The organism is Haemophilus aegyptius (genome assembly GCF_900475885.1).
GTDB classification, from domain to species: domain Bacteria; phylum Pseudomonadota; class Gammaproteobacteria; order Enterobacterales; family Pasteurellaceae; genus Haemophilus; species Haemophilus influenzae.
Genome location: NZ_LS483429.1, coordinates 1,644,182 through 1,662,542 on the forward strand (window position 1 = coordinate 1,644,182; position 18,361 = coordinate 1,662,542).

Below are 18,361 nucleotides of genomic sequence, written 5' to 3' on the forward strand. Positions count from 1 at the left end.
CTGTATGGTAAAGATGCAGTTAAACAAGCTTGGGCTGCGGTCTCTGAAAGTGGCAATCCATTCTACAATCTTCCAGCAAGTGATGAGAATTTGGAAAACTTTAAGGAACATCAGGCTTTACTGGGGGCTTATGGAAAGTTGCAGAAAGCCAAAATAGCACATCAAAAATAAATTAGGCTTATTTCGTACTTTTAAGTATTAAATGGTTACGTAAAGACTGATGTTACAAATAATCGTATGAAAATCCTCTTATTTCAATAAGAGGATTTCTTTTTTCTGTATGTTTTACAGTATTATAATCATTTTCCTTATCAATCACTTTTCTGTTTTCTTCTAAACCCTTTTTCTCTTTAGTCTTTGAATTATATTCTCTCCATCATTACAGAGTAAATATGATAAATACGGTGTTAGAACATATTCCAAATATGTATTAATACACATCATTCTAGGCTTAAATAAATCAAGTTGTAAAACTTTCATTACCAAATAATATTTTAAAAGCGAAAAACGTTTGACTTTTCGGGGGGGGGGGGGGGTAGAATTGAGCAGTTTTTTATATAAATAAAATATATAAATAAACAAGTTTATTTTTAACTCATTCATTCAAAAAGGTTTTTTCATATGAAGAAATTAACATTAGCAGCAAGTTTATTACTTGCGTTAAACACTCTAAATGCTCAAGCAGATGTCAGTAATGGAGCTGACGGGAAAGTAACTATTAAGGGTAAAGTTGTTGATCAAACCTGCGTGGTTACTAATGATAGTAAAGATATTATCGTTACCCTACCAACCGTGCAAACAGGCTCTTTAAAAACAACAGGTGCAACGGCAGGTAAAACTGATTTTGCTATTCAGTTTCAAAATTGTAAGGCTGCGGTAGGTCATAATCAAGTAAAAGCATTCTTCCTACCTAAATCAGGATTTACTGATGCTAGTGGTTTATTAGAAAATAAAGCTACTAGCACCCCAGCGACTAATGTAAAAATTCAATTATTAAATGCTGATGGTAGTGTAATTAAAGCAGGTTTAAATGATAAAGCTATTACAGCAGCAGATGGTACAGAATTAGACGCAACACAAGTTCAAGGCTCTCAAAGTGTTGCGCTTACAGCTGGTATTACTACAGGTAAAATCCCTTATGCAGCACAATATTACGCAACAGGTAAAGCTGGTACAGGCGATGTTCAAGGCATTGTTGAATACAACCTTGCTTATGAATAAATCATAACTGATAAGCACCTTTATACCGACTAATACTTTAAAAAATTAGTCGGCTTTTAATATTTTATTAGGGAATCTTATGCTAAAAAAATTTATGCCATTACTTATCATATTACCACTTATTGCACAAGCTAATGTGGTAATTACTGGCACTCGAATCATCTATCCCGCTGAACAAAAAAGTATTACTATTCAGCTAACAAATGTAGGGGAATCTCCTGCTTTAGTGCAATCATGGCTAGATAAAGGAGATATACAAAGCAGTCCTGATTCAACACAAGTACCATTTATTATTACCCCGCCAATTACACGTATTGAGGCAAATAGTGGGCAATCCTTACGTACAACCTTCACTAATACAGAAACCTTAGCCAAAGATCGGGAAAGTCTATTTTATTTTAATCTCTTAGATATACCACCGAAACCTAGTGCAGATAAATTATCACAGAACCCAAATTATCTACAACTTGCTATTAAAAGCCGATTAAAATTTTTCTATCGCCCCTCAGGCTTACCCATAAGTATAAATGATGCTTACTCAAAAGTGGTTTTTAGTTCAAATGGTACATATTTAAAAATAGATAACCCAACACCTTATTACGTTACTTATGCTCAAATTAAAATAAATAATCAATTATTAAAAAGCCCCGGTATGGTTGCACCTTATTCACAGGAGAACTATCCATTTAAAGGTGTAAAATCAGGTAATAAAGTAGATTGGACTGTTGTAAATGACTATGGCGGCGATCAACTTGGTCATTCCATCGTGCAGTAAAAAGAGGAAACGACATAATTAAGCGTAAGTTTCCTCCGAATAAATATTATGGAATATACATATGAAAATTTTTAATTTTAAGTTAAGTACTATTTACTATAGTTTGCTATCGTGCCTTTTAAGCACACCTGTGAAAGCTGATGATACTTTCAATGTAAACTTCTTGCGTCAAAAAAATGATGCTCCATTAATAGATATTAGCCGCTTTAATAATAAAAATGCTGTATTAGCGGGAGAATATCCTGCTGAGATTTATGTTAATGAACAATATAAAGGTAGTCTATCATTAATCTTCGCTGATAAAGGAGAAAAAGTTGTACTTTGTTTAACTCCAGATTTAATTAACCTTTTAGATCTAAACAAAGAAGCTTATAGCGGTCAAAATGACAATAGTGGTTGTTTAGATGCTGAAATAGCTTTAACTAATATAAATATAGTATTTGATACATCTTTACAACGGCTTAACATTAGTGCCCCTCAAGCCTTGATAGCTCAGCGTCCAAGAGATTATATTTCTCCATCACAATGGCAAGATGGCGTACCTGCAGCTTTTATTAATTATGATATTAATAATTACCATTACGAGAGTAAAGTTATTCAAAGCAATCAACAATTTATCTCTATTCGTACTGGTGCCAATATTGGTAGTTGGGCTCTACGTCATAGTGGCTCTCGCAACTGGTATAAAACCAGTAAAGGGGTTTCAGAAAAAAGTCGCTATCAAAATAATGAAACCTATCTACAAAAAGATTTTGCAACTATTCAAGGGCTAGTAACTTTAGGAGAGTTCAATAGCCAAAGTAAAGTTCAAGAAAGTATTGGACTAAGAGGTATACAAGTCTCCTCTGATGATAGAATGCTTGCATCTTCACAACGAGGTTATGCGCCTGTAATCCAAGGGATAGCAAACACTAATGCTTTAATTACTATTAAACAAGATGGAAATATTATTTACCAAACTAATGTTCCAGCTGGACCTTTTAATATTTCGGATTTATACCCAAGTGGTTCAAATAATGACTTAACAGTTGAAATTACAGAAGCTAATGGTGTTAAACGTAGTTTTAACGTGCCATATGCTTCGCTCACACCACTTATTCGAATGGGACAATTTACTTATCAAGCTGCTGCTGGACATTATCGCTATGGCAGCCAAGTTTATTCACAAGACAAAGTAGCACAGTTATCATTCCAATATGGTTTACTAAATGCCCTAACAATAAACTCAGGCGCAATACTACACAAAGATTACCGATCACTATTATTAGGCGCAGGGTTCAATACTCCTCTTGGTGCATTTACTACGGATGCAACCTTATCTCGCACTTATTTTTCTAATTCAAATAATGTTAAACGAGGATATAGTATACACGCTAGTTATAGTGTAAACCTACCAGCAACTAGTACTAACGTAACCTTAGCTGCATATCGCTATTCTTCTCGTGATTTCTATAATTTAAGAGATGCTATTTTTGCTAACCACTCTAATTTTATCGATGATGAAAATATTCATTCATCTCTATTTTATCGCCCTAAAAATCAATATCAAATTTCAATAAACCAAAGACTCGGCGAAAAATGGGGGAATTTTTATATCATTGGTTCAACTTATAATTATTGGAATAGTAATCATGCTCGTCATGAATATCAATTTTCTTACAGTAATACATATAAAAGTTTAAGCTATCAATTTGGTTTTTCTCAATCTATTGATAGAACAAGTAAAATTCGCAATAACAGTTTATATGTAAACTTTTCGTTACCTATAGGTGGAAAAGGAGCCTCTGTTTCAACAACAATGGCAAATAATCGCCAATATCATAGTTTACAAACTACATTTAGTGATTCAATGGGTGAGAATAATCAATTTAACTATAATTTATCTGCGATGACTGATAGCAAAAATCATCGCTCAACTTCAACTAATTTAAATTATCGAACCAATATTGCTGAATATAGTGCATCAGCAGCTATTTATAATGATGGCATACGACAATATGGTTTGGGTGCAAACGGTTCAATTGTTGCACACCCTTACGGAATTACATTAGGTAATTCGGTTAATGATAATTTTATGATCGTGCATGCTAAAAATGGGCATGGGGCTAAAGTTAATACGGGAACGGGTCAAACATTAGATTATTTTGGTAATGCTATTGTACCCTACTCTACTCCATACTCTATCAATTATATAGGTATTGATACTAGCCATATGCCTAATAATCTTGAATTTTCAGCAACTGAGAAACAAGTAATTCCTAGAGCTAACAGCATTAACTTGGTTAATTTTGAATCTCATCAAAACACAATGATTCTATTTAAAATTAAACTAGCTAAAGGAGGAGCTATACCTATGGCTGCAGAAGCTAAAAATAGTGATGGCAGCTTTGCAGGCTTTATTGGACAAGGTGGTATGCTATTTGCAAATAGTTTAACTCAAACAAAAGGCAATATCACAGTTCGCTGGGGTGCTAATGAAAGTGAACAATGCCAGTTTAATTACAATGTAAATTTAGATAATCAAAATGATGAAATTCAACAATATGAAGCAATTTGTCGCTAAGGAAGAGATAAATGAAAAAAAGAGTCGTATTAATATCCACATTATTATCAATAAATACTTATGCAGATCAATCGTATTGGGATTGGAAGAATGCTCAAAGGGTTGTTAGGGCTGAAGATTTTATTTTACCTACACCAAATTGGAATAGCATTATTAACTACAGAAGGGATAATATCCCTTATTTCTTCAATAATAGAAAACTACAAGTACACCAAGCTAACAAATTTGCAACCCCATGGATGGAGGGTGGTGCTGTAGGTGGTGGCAATACTGAAGGCATGTGCTGGAAGTTAGAGGCTAAATCTGATTTAGAGGTTGCACTCCGCACAAATGGAAGAACGATTTATAAAATTCCAAATAATGACTATTTAGGTTTTTATGTTATGACTGGGGACAAACCTAGTCAGAATAGCAATACACCAGCTGGCACTTGGGGAACAGTCTTTAGTGGCTTTTGTGCTACGTCTGCAGCAGGTGCTTACGCTGGAGTAATTCCCGTCTTATTAAAACAACCTCCTGCTGGTACAACATTGAACATCCCCAGATTAAAAGTAGCAACAATGAAAATCCTAAAACCAGAAAATACATCTTTAAATGATGCTCAACGTCGAGCCAATGCAAAAGAGAATGGATGGAGCGGAAAAACGGAATGGGATGTTTGGGTGCCACCATTTAGCATGCAAGTCGCTGCTATGACTTGTGAACTAATCACGCCAAAAAATATTATTCTTACGATGCCAACTATTTCAACTGCAGCAATTTCTGCTGCTGGCAGCCAACGTTATGGCGGTCAATTTAAAATTGGTTTACGTTGCCAAACAGGTGCAGATGATAATAATGGTAAAATTAGATCCTTGATGACATTTACCGATCAATCTAATCCAGATAATCGATCTGAGATACTATCCCTAACAGCTCAATCAACAGCACGAGGAGTTGGAATAAAACTTTATAAAAATGAAGATACTACACCTATAAAATATGGTGAAGAGTCAGCTAAGTATGCTAATCCTAATCAATTCCAAATTTCTAAAACAAATGGAGAAGAATTTCCAACTGTAACCTTTAAAGCCTATTATGTAAATAATGGTACAGTTAGTGCTGGCACAGTACAAGCTATTGCAACTTACACTTTATCATATCAATAACCTACAAAAAGAAAGTTAGGTTCAACTAACTTTCTTTTATTCTATCTCAGAATAATTTTCCCTCCCATAAGTCAATTATAACAATCTTATATACAAACAAATAATTAACAAAATATTAGTGTTATATAAAACATCTTAAAAACAACCGCACTTTTTAAATAACGCTCCAACAAACTCTATCCCCATATAAATCGCCTTTGCGACTTTCAATTTTTAGGCAATTTTCGTCTGTTTGAGCAACGCAGTTGCGAGTTCAGAAAATTGCCGTAAAGAAAATTGAAATAAAGCAAAGATCAGCGATTTAACTGGGGGTACTTTTCTTTGCTTACTTTCTTTTGTACAAGCAAAAGAAAGTAAGTCGCCATTAGGCGAAATCCTAATGTAAAAAACATACCTTTATGCTATAATCCGCCACAATTTTTGATCAAAAAAGGAATACCAATGACGGATTCAATCCAATCATCTATCACCCCTGTCAATATCGAAGAAGAACTCAAATCTTCCTACCTTGACTACGCGATGTCGGTTATCGTTGGGCGTGCATTACCTGACGTTCGAGATGGTTTAAAACCTGTTCACCGCCGCGTACTATTCTCAATGGATCGCGAAGGCAATACCGCCAATAAAAAATACGTAAAATCAGCGCGTGTTGTGGGTGATGTAATCGGTAAATATCACCCGCATGGTGACTCAGCTGTGTACGATACAATCGTTCGTATGGCGCAACCATTCTCACTTCGCTATATGTTGGTTGATGGGCAAGGTAACTTCGGTTCAATTGATGGTGATGCGCCAGCTGCAATGCGTTATACCGAAGTACGTATGCAAAAAATCACGCAAGCATTGCTCACGGATTTGGATAAAGAAACCGTCAATTTCTCGCCAAACTATGATGGCGAATTAATGATTCCAGATGTATTACCGACTCGTATTCCAGCACTTTTAGCAAATGGTTCTTCTGGTATTGCGGTGGGGATGGCAACTAATATTCCTCCTCACAACTTAAATGAAGTATTAAATGGTTGTTTGGCTTATATAGACAACAATGAAATTACCATTGATGAATTAATGCAACATATTCCAGGCCCAGACTTTCCAACCGCGGCATTAATTAATGGTCGTAAAGGGATTGAAGAAGCCTATCGCACTGGTCGTGGTAAAGTGTATGTTCGTGCGCGCGCAACAGTAGAAACCAACGAAAAAGGACGCGAGCAAATTATCGTGTCTGAATTGCCATACCAAGTAAATAAAGCAAAATTAGTCGAGAAAATTGCCGAATTAATTCGCGAGAAAAAAATCGAAGGCATCAGCAATATTACTGACCTTTCAAACAAAGAAGGGATCCGTATTGAAATTGATATTAAACGTGATGCAGTAGGGGAAGTGGTATTAAACCATCTTTACTCACTCACTCAAATGCAAGTGACCTTTGGTATCAATATGGTGGCATTGGATCACGGTCAGCCACGTTTATTTAATCTTAAAGAAATCATTGAATCCTTCGTTTTACACCGCCGTGAAGTGGTGACACGTCGTTCTATCTTTGAGCTTCGCAAAGCGCGTGAACGTACGCACATTTTGGAAGGTTTAGCGGTTGCTCGTTCTAATATCGATGAAATGATTGCAATTATTCGCAACTCTAAAAACCGTGAAGAAGCCGCAACAGCAATCAGTTCACGCTCTTGGACGTTACATAACGATATTATTAATCTTCTTGATGTTTCCGCTCGTCCTGATGAGTTAGAAGAAAATCTTGGTATTCAAGGCGAACAATATTACTTATCGCCAGCGCAAGTAAACGCAATTCTAGAACTTCGTTTACACCGTTTAACGGGCATTGCGTTTGAAGAAGTTATAAAAGAATATGAAGAATTATTAGTTAAAATTGCGGATCTTCTTCATATTTTAAGTAGCGCAGAACGTTTAATGGAAGTAATTCGTGAAGAATTGGAAGAAGTAAAAGCACAATTTGGTGATGATCGTTTAACTGAAATTACCGCTGCTTCTGGCGATATTGATTTAGAAGATTTAATCGCACAAGAAGACGTGGTGGTGACGCTTTCTCACGAAGGTTATGTGAAATACCAACCACTGACTGACTATGAAGCACAACGCCGTGGCGGTAAAGGCAAATCTGCAACGAAGATGAAAGAAGAAGATTTCATCGAAAAATTACTGGTAGCAAATACTCACGATACCATCCTCTGCTTCTCTAGCCGTGGTCGTTTATATTGGTTGAAAGTATATCAACTTCCGCAAGCGAGCCGTGGCGCACGCGGGCGTCCAATTGTGAATATTCTTCCGTTACAAGAAAACGAACGTATTACTGCAATCTTGCCAGTTTCTGCTTACGAAGAAGATAAATTCGTGGTCATGGCAACTGCTGGCGGTATTGTGAAGAAAATCGCCTTAACCGAATTTAGCCGTCCACGTTCAAACGGTATCATCGCATTGAATTTACGTGACGAAGATGAATTAATCGGCGTGGATATTACTAATGGCAGCAACGAAATTATGTTGTTCTCATCGCAAGGTCGCGTGGTGCGTTTTGCTGAAAATGCCGTGCGTGCAATGGGACGTTTAGCAACAGGTGTTCGCGGTATCAAACTGGCTTTAACAAACGATATTTCTGACGATGAAAGTGCGGTAGAAATTGAAGAAATTTCTGATGACAACGCTGAAGCATCGTTAGACTTAAATATCGATAAAGTGGTTTCTCTCGTTGTGCCAAAAGGTGAAGGTGCAATTTTAACCGCAACACAAAACGGCTACGGAAAACGCACACAATTAAGTGAATACCCAACTAAATCACGTAATACAAAAGGTGTGATTTCGATTAAAGTGAGTGAACGCAATGGTAAAGTAGTTGCCGCAACTCAAGTAGAAGAAACAGACCAAATTATGTTGATCACTGATGCAGGAACGCTTGTTCGCACACGCGTAAGCGAAGTGAGCATTGTAGGGCGTAACACGCAAGGTGTTCGCTTAATTCGTACTGCCGATGATGAACACGTAGTAAGTTTAGAACGTGTTTGTGATGCGGATGAAGAAGATTCTTTGGAAGAAAGTAGTTCTGAAGAATAACCTATTATAAGAGAAGAAGTGCGGTGAAATTTCACCGCACTTTTTTATGACTAATTAATTACCTGCCAAACCATCTCGAATTCGTTTTTCAAACTGATCATAATCCACTAAAAACGCATCGTGTCCGTAGTCTGATGGAAATTCATAAAAATGTAGATCGACGCCACTTTGCTCTAAAAGCTGTTTACTTTTATAAAGATCAATGGGTTTAAAAAGTTGATCCGTTGTCACAGAAACCAACGTATAGCGTGCTTTAATGCGTGACAATGCCTCTTTAACATTGTCATACCCCAAACTTGGATCATACATATCCAACGCACGTAACAAATGCAAATAACTATTGGCATCAAAACGTTCTAAAAATTTTTTGCCTTGATAAGAAAGATAGGATTCCACTTGAAAGTAATCGCCCCAAAAATTGCCATCTGATTTTGTGGCACGCCCAAAGGCTTTGGCTAGTTGTAAATCGGTGCGGTAAGTCAGCATACCCAGCATACGCGCAATAGATAACCCTTGATCTGGCGGTGTCCCCTCATAGTAATCGCCACCGTTAAAATTAGGATCATTAATTACCGCTTGACGCATTACGTGGTTAAAGCCTATGGCTTCAGCACTAAAATAAATGGATGAGCAAAGATTCACGATATTATCCATAAAATCAGGATAATCAATCGCCCATTGATTCGCTTGCATGCCGCCAAAAGATCCACCAATAATCGCTTTTAAATGGCTAATACCAAGATGTTCAAGCAAGGCTTTTTGTACTTTAACAATATCTTGCACAACAATATTAGGAAATTGGCTGCCATAAGGTTTACCCGTTTGCGGATTAATTGATGAAGGCCCAGTTGTTCCCTTACACCCACCTAATACGTTCGAGCTAATAAAAAAATAACGATCCGTATCCAATGCTAAACCTGCTCCCATAAAATTCTGCCACCAGCCATCTCGACCATCATCGAAATAAGGCTCAGCATCACCAGTCAAAGCGTGGCAAATTAATACCGCATTATTTTTTTCGGCATTAAGCGTGCCATAAGTTTGATACGCGACATTAATATGGGAAAGTTTGCCGCCAAGCATCAGAGTTAAAGGCTGTGTGTCAAAAAGCACTACATTTTGCACAGACATTGAAAACCTATCGTAATAATCAGAATGGCGTTTAAACTATCAGTAAGTCGATTAGCTTGTCAAGAAATTTTAGCCGTCTAAACGGCTAAATTATCGCACATCAATGCGATTCACAAAATCCATCAAATTCTCCTTGAAGTGCGGTCGATTTTTCATTATGTTTACCGCTATGCTAGTAAAAAAATTATCTCCAAAATTCACCGCACTTTTTCGCGCACTACTCTACGCAATCTTTGCATTGATTATACTTTGCTTGCTAGTGGATCGAGGCGTCAGTTTTTATGTTCGCGATAAAATATTCACAAATATTGATGAACTCCCCTTTCGCCCCTGCGCCCTTGTGCTTGGCACATCAAAATACACCGTCAGCGGAAAACCGAACGTTTATTACGATAGTCGCTTAATGGCAGCTAAAAGCCTAATCGAACAACAAAAAGTGAATTATCTTTTATTAAGTGGCGACAACCGAACTTTGCAATATAACGAACCAAGAGCAATGTTTCGCGATTTACGCAAAATGGGCGTGCCAGAAACTTTAATGTTCCGTGATTTTGCAGGTTTTCGCACCCTTGATTCCGTTATCCGCGCCGATAAAATTTTCCAAGTGCAAGCATTTACGATTGTCAGTCAAAAATTTCATTGCGAACGCGCACTATTAATTGCCCAAGCACATAATATTGATGCCATTTGCTTTGTGGCAAAACAGCCAGAATTACATTTTTCCACACAAATAAGAGAAGTTTTTGCCCGCATAAAAGCGGTTTTTGACTTGATATTAGGTGTTGAGCCTTATTTTTTAGGGGAACCTCAGCCATTGCCAAACAGCACCACATTATAAATATTGTTCTAAATCATATTTCTTCTATTTTTCTAAAATCACACTAATCTAAACTTGTTAAATAAACACAAACTGGTTAAAATCCAACCGATAAGGAAAATACTGTTTTATGCTAAAGGGTTTACTTTAATTGTCGTTGAACTCACAATTGATGTAAAAGATAAAACAGAGAAAAAAATAGTCATAAAGGTTACCAAGGCACCGTGGGTGTGAAATATTCTTGGAAATAATATTCCAAAAAATAAGGGCTGATTTTAAATATCAGCCCTTTGCTTTGATGGTAAATTTTATTCCACCACAGCCCAAAATTCAGCTACGGTGTGGAAAGATCCAAAGACTAAAACAACATCATTCTTTACCGCACTTTTGAGTGCTGTACACACACCATCCATAACAGAATTATCTGATGTAGCTTGAATATTTGGGAAATGGCTTTTCAATTTCTCTGCTAATTCATCGCCTGACTGCCCGCGATAGCCGCCTAAAGTTACACAATGCCATTCATCAATAATAGGTGTTAAATGCTCAAATACCCCATTTGCATCTTTGTCTTTGAGCATCCCACACACGGCAATCATTTTGCCCTCGATGCTACGTTTAAGTGCGGTCAATTTTTCAGATAAATATTTTGCAGCGTGAGGATTATGCCCCACATCAACGATAATTGTTGGCAAGGTTTCAACTGGTACGCCAAGATAATCCGCTAATTTCTCACGTTTATCTGTTTTTATAGCTTGAAAACGACCAACCAGTTCTACCTCTTGCAAAGATTTTCGCAAAGTCTGTTCTGAAATATCAAAAGGTAAACATTGAACGGCAGCCAGAGCCGTTGCGGCATTCGCTAATGGAATCTGACAAAACGGCAAATTTTCTAACCGCACTTTTTTATTTTGCCATTGCCAATTTTCAGCATTTTGCTCAAATAACCAATCCACATCACGACGAGCAACTTGGCAATGTAATTTTTCAGCCTGATCTAACATTGTTTGCGGCACATTAGGTTCACCAATCACGACAGGGCAATTTTCGCAGAAAATTCCTGCTTTTTCAAAAGCAATATCCTCTCTGGTATCCCCAAGAAAATCGGTGTGATCAATATCGATGCTAGTAATCACAGCGAGATGGCTATCCACAATATTGGTCGCATCTAAACGTCCGCCCAGCCCCACTTCTAAAATCACTACATCTAATTTTGCTTGCTTAAATAAATGCAATGCAGAAAGGGTGCTAAATTCAAAATAAGTCAGCGATTCTGTTTTGTTTTCATCAATAAAAGCAAAAGAGGCGGTATGTGCTTCATCGGGTAAATCTTGATTTTGAATGCGTACTCGCTCGTTATAACGCAATAAATGGGGCGAAGAATACACACCTACACGTAATCCGTGATTAAGCAGAATCGTTTCTAACAAGCGACAAGTCGTGCCTTTACCATTCGTCCCCCCCACAGTTATCACATAAGGGGCGGGATGAAGTAAATCCAATTTTTCCGCTACGGATTGAATACGATCTAAACCGAGATCAATAGGTTTAAAATGACTTTTTTCTAAATAAGAAAGCCACTCAGCGAGTGGCGAAGTGGCTTTAAGTTGCATATTATTCATCTTCTGAAATGAGTTCAGGCTCCATAAAAGGAGAAGGTTGATTCGTTAATTTACTCAGTACACTTGCTAAAGTTTGACGCATTTCTGAACGTTTCACGATCATATCAATTGCCCCTTTCTCAAGTAGAAACTCACTACGTTGGAAACCTTCTGGCAATTTTTCACGCACAGTTTGTTCAATAACGCGTGGTCCTGCAAAACCAATTAAGGCTTTTGGCTCGGCAATATTTAAATCGCCCAACATCGCAAAACTTGCTGATACGCCACCTAAAGTTGGATCCGTTAATACTGAAATAAACGGCACGCCTTTTTCACGCATTTGGGCAAGTACTGCACTGGTTTTTGCCATTTGCATTAAAGAAAACAAGGCTTCTTGCATACGTGCACCGCCACTTGCAGAGAAACATACAAAAGGACAATTCATTTCTATTGCTTTTTCAGCCGCTTTAACAAATTTTGCCCCAACTACAGAACCCATTGAACCGCCCATAAAAGCAAAGTTCGATGCAGCTACAACAATTGGCATATTATAAAGTGTACCTGTCATAGTGATTAGCGCATCTTTTTCGCCCGTTTCTTTTTGCGCCGCACTGATACGATCTTTATATTTCTTTAAATCTTTGAATTTTAAAATATCTTTTGGCTCTAAATCTGCCGCAATTTCTTGGCTTGAACCTTCGTCTAATAATTTTAATAAACGCTCACGGGCGTCAATACGCATATGGTGATCACATTTAGGGCAAACATAAAGATTACGTTTAAGTTCTTCACTATAAAGTACTTGTTCACAAGCATTACATTTTGTCCACACGCCTTCTGGCACATTGGCTTTTCGAGTGGAAGAAGAAGGACTTTTACTAAAAATTCGGTTAATCCAGCTCATTTTTTGACCTTTTTATTGACTAGAAAATTCCGCATATTAGAACATAAATTTATAGAATTTGCTACTTGTAAGGCATTTTTATACTGCTCTGATTTCCTTTTAAACAAGATAATCTACTCTCCTCTTATTGAACATTTTTTTTATTTTTTTGTCTGATAAGCCACGTTATCTGAAACCTTATTTTGGAGTATTTATGAAAAAAACACGTTTTGTATTAAATAGTATTGCACTTGGATTAAGTGTATTAAGCACATCATTTGTTGCTCAAGCCACTTTGCCAAGCTTTATTTCAGAGCAAAATAGCCTTGCACCGATGTTAGAAAAAGTACAACCTGCCGTTGTCACTCTTTCCGTTGAAGGAAAAGCAAAAGTTAATTCTCGCTCTAGCTTTCCAGATGATCTTCCTGAAGAATTTAAATTTTTCTTTGGTGATCGTTTTGCCGAACAATTTGGTGGACGTAGTGAATCAAAACGTAACTTTCGCGGTTTAGGTTCTGGTGTCATTATTAATGCAAGAAAAGGTTATGTTTTAACCAATAATCATGTCATTGATAATGCCGATAAAATCACTGTGCAATTACAAGATGGGCGTGAATTTAAAGCGAAATTAGTGGGAAAAGATGAACAATCAGACATTGCGTTAGTTCAACTTGAAAAACCAAGTAATTTAACAGAAATCAAATTTGCTGATTCCAACAAATTACGCGTAGGCGATTTCACTGTTGCAATTGGTAATCCATTTGGTTTAGGTCAAACTGTGACATCAGGTATTGTTTCTGCATTAGGTCGTTCAACAGGCTCTGACAGCGGTGCTTACGAAAACTATATTCAAACCGATGCAGCAGTAAACCGCGGTAATTCGGGTGGTGCGTTAATAAATTTAAATGGCGAACTTATTGGAATTAACACTGCAATTATTTCTCCAAGTGGTGGCAATGCAGGAATTGCCTTTGCGATTCCAAGTAATCAAGCAAGCAATTTAGTGCAACAAATTTTAGAATTTGGTCAAGTACGCCGAGGATTGCTTGGCATTAAAGGTGGTGAACTCAATGCTGATTTAGCCAAAGCCTTTAATGTGAGCGTGCAACAAGGCGCATTTGTGAGCGAAGTTTTACCGAAATCTGCTGCTGAAAAAGCAGGTCTTAAAGCAGGCGATATTATCACGGCAATGAACGGTCAAAAAATCTCAAGTTTTGCTGAAATACGTGCAAAAATCGCCACCTCTGGTGCAGGGAAAGAGATTAGCTTAACCTACTTACGAGACGGCAAATCCCACGATGTTAAAGTGAAATTACAAGCAGATGATGGTAGCCAACTTTCCTCAAAAACCGAATTACCTGCATTAGATGGTGCGACATTGAAAAACTACGATGCAAAAGGCATCAAAGGCATTGAAATCACAAAAGTTCAGCCTAATTCACTTGCCACACAGCGTGGTTTAAAAGCTGGCGACATTATTATTGGTATCAATCGTCAAATGATCGAAAATCTTAGTGAATTAAATAAAGTGCTTGAAACTGAGCCGTCAGCAGTTGCACTTAATATTTTACGAGGTAACAGTAATTTCTATTTATTAGTACAATAATCTTCTTGATATATTTAAGAAAAAAGTCCGATCATTATGATCGGACTTCTTTTTATGAAGTAATCGCTTTCAACAAATCCACTACAAATTCTAACCGCACTTTGTTATCAGATAGGTCTTTCATAAACTTAAATTTTAATGGGCCTTCAAAGCGATACACAATAGGTTCTTTTTGAATTAATTGAATAAATTTATCTGGATTTACTTGTGCTTTTGCTGAAAACTCAATAAAACCGCCTTGCGTACCTGCATCAATTCGCACAACTTTCAATGGCTCAACCAACAAACGTAACTCTGCAATTTGCAGTAAATTTTTTGTCGCATCAGGCAATAATCCGAATCGATCTATCAACTCAACTTTTAACTCGTCCAATTCTGATTTACTCTCTGCTGTGGCAATACGTTTATAAAAGGATAAACGCATATTCACATCCCCTAAATAATCATCTGGCAATAAAGCAGGCACGCGCAATTCAATATCCGCTTGTTGTTGCGTCAATTCTTCTAATGATGGCTCTCGCCCTTCTTTTAACGCTTTAACCGCCGCATCCAATAATTCCATATAAAGCGAAAAACCGATGCTTTCAATTTGTCCGCTTTGTTCATTTCCGAGTAATTCGCCTGCACCACGAATCTCTAAATCGTGGGTTGCCAAGATAAAACCAGCCCCAAGATTATCAAGATTTTCCAACGCATCTAGACGGCGTTCAGCATCTTTTGTCATCATTTTTGGCGGTGGCGTAAGCAAATAAGCATAAGCTTGATGATGTGAACGCCCGACTCGTCCGCGTAATTGATGTAACTGAGCCAACCCAAAATGATCCGCTCGTTCAATAATAATGGTATTTGCCGTTGGCACATCAATACCCGTTTCGATAATGGTTGAACAAACTAATACGTTATAACGCTGATGATAAAAATCACTCATCACGCGCTCTAGCGCACGTTCTCGCATTTGTCCGTGTCCCACAATCACTCGCGCTTCTGGCACAAGTGCGGTAAGTTTTTCCGCAGTATTTTCAATGCTTGCAACGTCATTGTGGAGATAATAAACCTGCCCACCACGGAGAATTTCACGCAAAATCGCTTCTCGTACAACAAGATCGTCATTCTGGCGAACGAAGGTTTTAATACTTAATCGGCGAGCAGGTGGCGTAGAAATAATGGAAAGATCACGAATACCATTCATCGCCATATTAAGCGTTCGCGGAATTGGCGTTGCCGTTAAGGTAAGAATATCGATATTTGCGCGGAGCTGTTTAATTTTCTCTTTTTGCCCCACACCGAAACGGTGTTCTTCATCAATAATCAACAAGCCAAGATCATTAAATTTGACATCTGATTGAATTAATTTATGGGTACCAATTAGGATATCGACTTTCCCTTCTGCAAGATTTTCCAGAATTTGTTTTTGTTCTTTTGCAGTTTTAAAACGCGATAACACTTCTACGTTCACAGGCAAATTTGCAAAACGATCTTTAAAATTCTCATAATGCTGTTGGGCTAAAAGTGTAGTTGGCACCAACACTGCTACTTGCTTATGATTCATCACAGCCAAAAACGCAGCGCGCATTGCCACTTCAGTTTTACCAAAACCCACATCTCCGCAAACAAGGCGATCCATTGCTTTTGGCTGACACATATCCGAAATTACCGCATTAATTGCCATTTCCTGATCGTAGGTTTCTTCAAAAGGAAAGGTTGCGGCAAATTGTTGAAATTCTTCACGATCATATTTAAAGGTAAAGCCTTTCTTCGCTTCACGTTGTGCGTAAACATCTAATAACTCTGCCGCCACATCACGAATTTTCTCCGCTGCTTTTTGGCGTGATTTCGCCCAAGCCTCGTTCCCTAATTTATGTAATGGCGCACTTTCATCAGAACCACCAACATAACGGCTAATCAAATGTAATGAAGTCACTGGCACATAAAGTTTTGATTCATTTGCATAATTTAGTAGCAAATATTCGGCTTTAATGCCGCCTGTATCTAAGGTAATCAAACCGCCATAACGTCCCACACCGTGATCAAGATGCACAACTGGTTGCCCTATTTTCAGTTCGGCAAGATTTCGTACAAGCGTATCAGGATTAATTGTTTTACGTTTGTCTCTAGAACGTTGTTGAATGCGCTCGCCAAGTAAATTAGCTTCGCCAATAATCGCAACAGGAAGCGATTGTTCAATTATAAAACCTTGTTCAAGAGAGCTGACTAACAAGCTAAATTTTTCATTTTCAATCTGTTCCAAAGATTGAATTTGTTTTGGCTTGAGTTTTAACGGTGAAAGCAAATCAAGCAAAGTTTCTCGGCGACCTTCCGTCTCCACAGAAAACAATAAATTTCCTTTAAAATGCTCAATAAATTGACGTAATTGTCCCAATGGTTCTTTTTGCTGGGATTGAATAGTCACTTCTGGTAGAGCGGCAACAGGTAAATTTTTCTGGCGTACCGATGACCGCACTTTTTCCGCTTTAAATGTAATACGTGGATAAGATTTCAATCGGCGATTGACTTCATCTACATTAAGCCATAATTTTTCAGGCGATAAAAGCGGACGCATCGGATCCACTTTACGTTGTTCATAACGCTGTTTGGCATCTTGATAAAAACGCTCGCCTTGCGTTTGATTATTTTCCATATCTACAAACAGCGTTTGTTCTGGCAAATAATCAAATAAAGTCGCCATTTCAGAAAAGAAAAGTGGCTGCCAATATTCAATGCCAGAAATCAAGGTACCTTTACTGATTTGCTGATAAATATGTTCGGGATCACGACGAATTTCGCCAAAGGTTTCACGAAATTGCGCACGGAAAAATTCAATCCCTTTGTCATCCGTTGGAAATTCGTGCGCTGGCAAAAGATTAATTGAGTTAATTTCATCAAGAGTACGTTGTGTATCCACATCAAAAGTGCGAATAGAATCAATTTCATCATCAAAAAAATCAAGACGAAAAGGCACCGCACTTCCCATTGGGAAAAGATCCAACAAAGCACCACGAACTGCGTACTCGCCGTGTTCTAATACTTGCTCCACAGCACGATAGCCCGCAGCTTCTAATTGTAAGCGCATTTTATCGATGACCAAACGATCGCCTTTTTTAATCAGAAGCACATTGTGTTGTAAATATTGTGGCGGGCAAAGGCGTTGCATTAATGTCGAAATCGGCAATAAGAAAATGCCTTTTTTCGCATTTTGTAAATGGAAAAGTGCACTTAAACGAGAGGAAATAATTTCTTGATGGGGAGAAAAGGTATCGTAAGGTAAGGTTTCCCAATCAGGAAAAAGGCATACATTTTGGCTGCTTAATTCCGATAAAATCCGTGATAAACGTACCGCACTTCGTGTATCTGGTGTGACTACTACAGTTAAATTTTGATTTTGCTCTGCAATTTCACTAATCGCCAGTGCATCAGCACCTTGTAAGACATTGCCTAAAATTTTATGATCATTAGGTTGGGTTGGAATATCAGGTTGGAAAAAAGCCGTTTTCATAAATATAAATAATGCGTCAATCTTGTATAAAAATTGACG

11 protein-coding genes and 1 pseudogene are annotated in these 18,361 nt (G+C 37.6%); 8 read left to right on the forward strand and 4 right to left on the reverse strand.

Annotation, left to right across the window (positions count from 1 at the left end; translation table 11 throughout):
* The 6 genes and pseudogenes from DQN49_RS08640 to gyrA form a co-directional block, all read left to right on the forward strand.
* A pseudogene (locus tag DQN49_RS08640) lies at positions 1–171 on the forward strand (hypothetical protein); the annotation flags it as partial.
* A gap of 450 nt (positions 172–621) precedes the next feature.
* Positions 622–1,221, forward strand: a complete 600-nt coding sequence (locus DQN49_RS08645; RefSeq protein WP_006995892.1) for a fimbrial protein — start codon at positions 622–624, stop codon at positions 1,219–1,221.
* Between the two features lie 79 nt (positions 1,222–1,300).
* On the forward strand, positions 1,301–1,996 hold the full coding sequence (locus tag DQN49_RS08650) for a fimbrial biogenesis chaperone (protein WP_006995891.1): 696 nt from the start codon (positions 1,301–1,303) through the stop codon (positions 1,994–1,996).
* 61 nt (positions 1,997–2,057) lie between these two features.
* Positions 2,058–4,559, forward strand: a complete 2,502-nt coding sequence (locus DQN49_RS08655) for a fimbria/pilus outer membrane usher protein (RefSeq protein WP_006995890.1) — start codon at positions 2,058–2,060, stop codon at positions 4,557–4,559.
* 11 nt (positions 4,560–4,570) lie between these two features.
* On the forward strand, positions 4,571–5,707 hold the full coding sequence (locus DQN49_RS08660) for a fimbrial protein (RefSeq protein WP_006995889.1): 1,137 nt from the start codon (positions 4,571–4,573) through the stop codon (positions 5,705–5,707).
* A 441-nt stretch (positions 5,708–6,148) separates the two neighbouring features.
* Positions 6,149–8,791, forward strand: coding sequence for a DNA topoisomerase (ATP-hydrolyzing) subunit A (gyrA, locus tag DQN49_RS08665; protein ID WP_006995888.1), 2,643 nt, complete (start codon positions 6,149–6,151; stop codon positions 8,789–8,791).
* A gap of 54 nt (positions 8,792–8,845) precedes the next feature.
* Here gyrA and metX read toward each other — a convergent pair whose 3' ends face one another.
* Entirely contained in the window at positions 8,846–9,922 is a 1,077-nt protein-coding gene (gene metX, locus DQN49_RS08670) for a homoserine O-acetyltransferase MetX (protein ID WP_006995887.1), read from the reverse strand.
* A 157-nt stretch (positions 9,923–10,079) separates the two neighbouring features.
* On the opposite strand from metX, the gene DQN49_RS08675 reads away from it, so the two are divergent.
* Positions 10,080–10,760, forward strand: coding sequence for a SanA/YdcF family protein (locus DQN49_RS08675; protein WP_006995886.1), 681 nt, complete (start codon positions 10,080–10,082; stop codon positions 10,758–10,760).
* A gap of 287 nt (positions 10,761–11,047) precedes the next feature.
* On the opposite strand, the gene folC is transcribed toward DQN49_RS08675, so the two are convergent.
* Together folC and accD are read right to left on the reverse strand one after the other, a co-directional pair.
* The gene (folC, locus tag DQN49_RS08680) at positions 11,048–12,352 is read right to left on the reverse strand and encodes a bifunctional tetrahydrofolate synthase/dihydrofolate synthase (RefSeq protein ID WP_032826312.1); all 1,305 of its coding nucleotides are present in this window, start codon (positions 12,350–12,352) and stop codon (positions 11,048–11,050) included.
* Between the two features lies 1 nt (position 12,353).
* Complete coding sequence (gene accD / locus DQN49_RS08685) at positions 12,354–13,244, reverse strand: acetyl-CoA carboxylase, carboxyltransferase subunit beta (RefSeq protein WP_006995883.1); 891 nt, start codon at positions 13,242–13,244, stop codon at positions 12,354–12,356.
* A 193-nt stretch (positions 13,245–13,437) separates the two neighbouring features.
* Here accD and DQN49_RS08690 point away from each other — a divergent pair, with 193 nt between their 5' ends.
* Complete coding sequence (locus DQN49_RS08690) at positions 13,438–14,829, forward strand: DegQ family serine endoprotease (protein ID WP_032826277.1); 1,392 nt, start codon at positions 13,438–13,440, stop codon at positions 14,827–14,829.
* Between the two features lie 52 nt (positions 14,830–14,881).
* On the opposite strand, the gene mfd is transcribed toward DQN49_RS08690, so the two are convergent.
* Positions 14,882–18,322 carry a transcription-repair coupling factor gene (mfd, locus tag DQN49_RS08695; protein ID WP_032826311.1) on the reverse strand — a complete coding sequence of 1,147 codons (3,441 nt, stop codon included), beginning with the start codon at positions 18,320–18,322 and terminating at the stop codon, positions 14,882–14,884.
* Positions 18,323–18,361 lie beyond the last annotated feature (39 nt).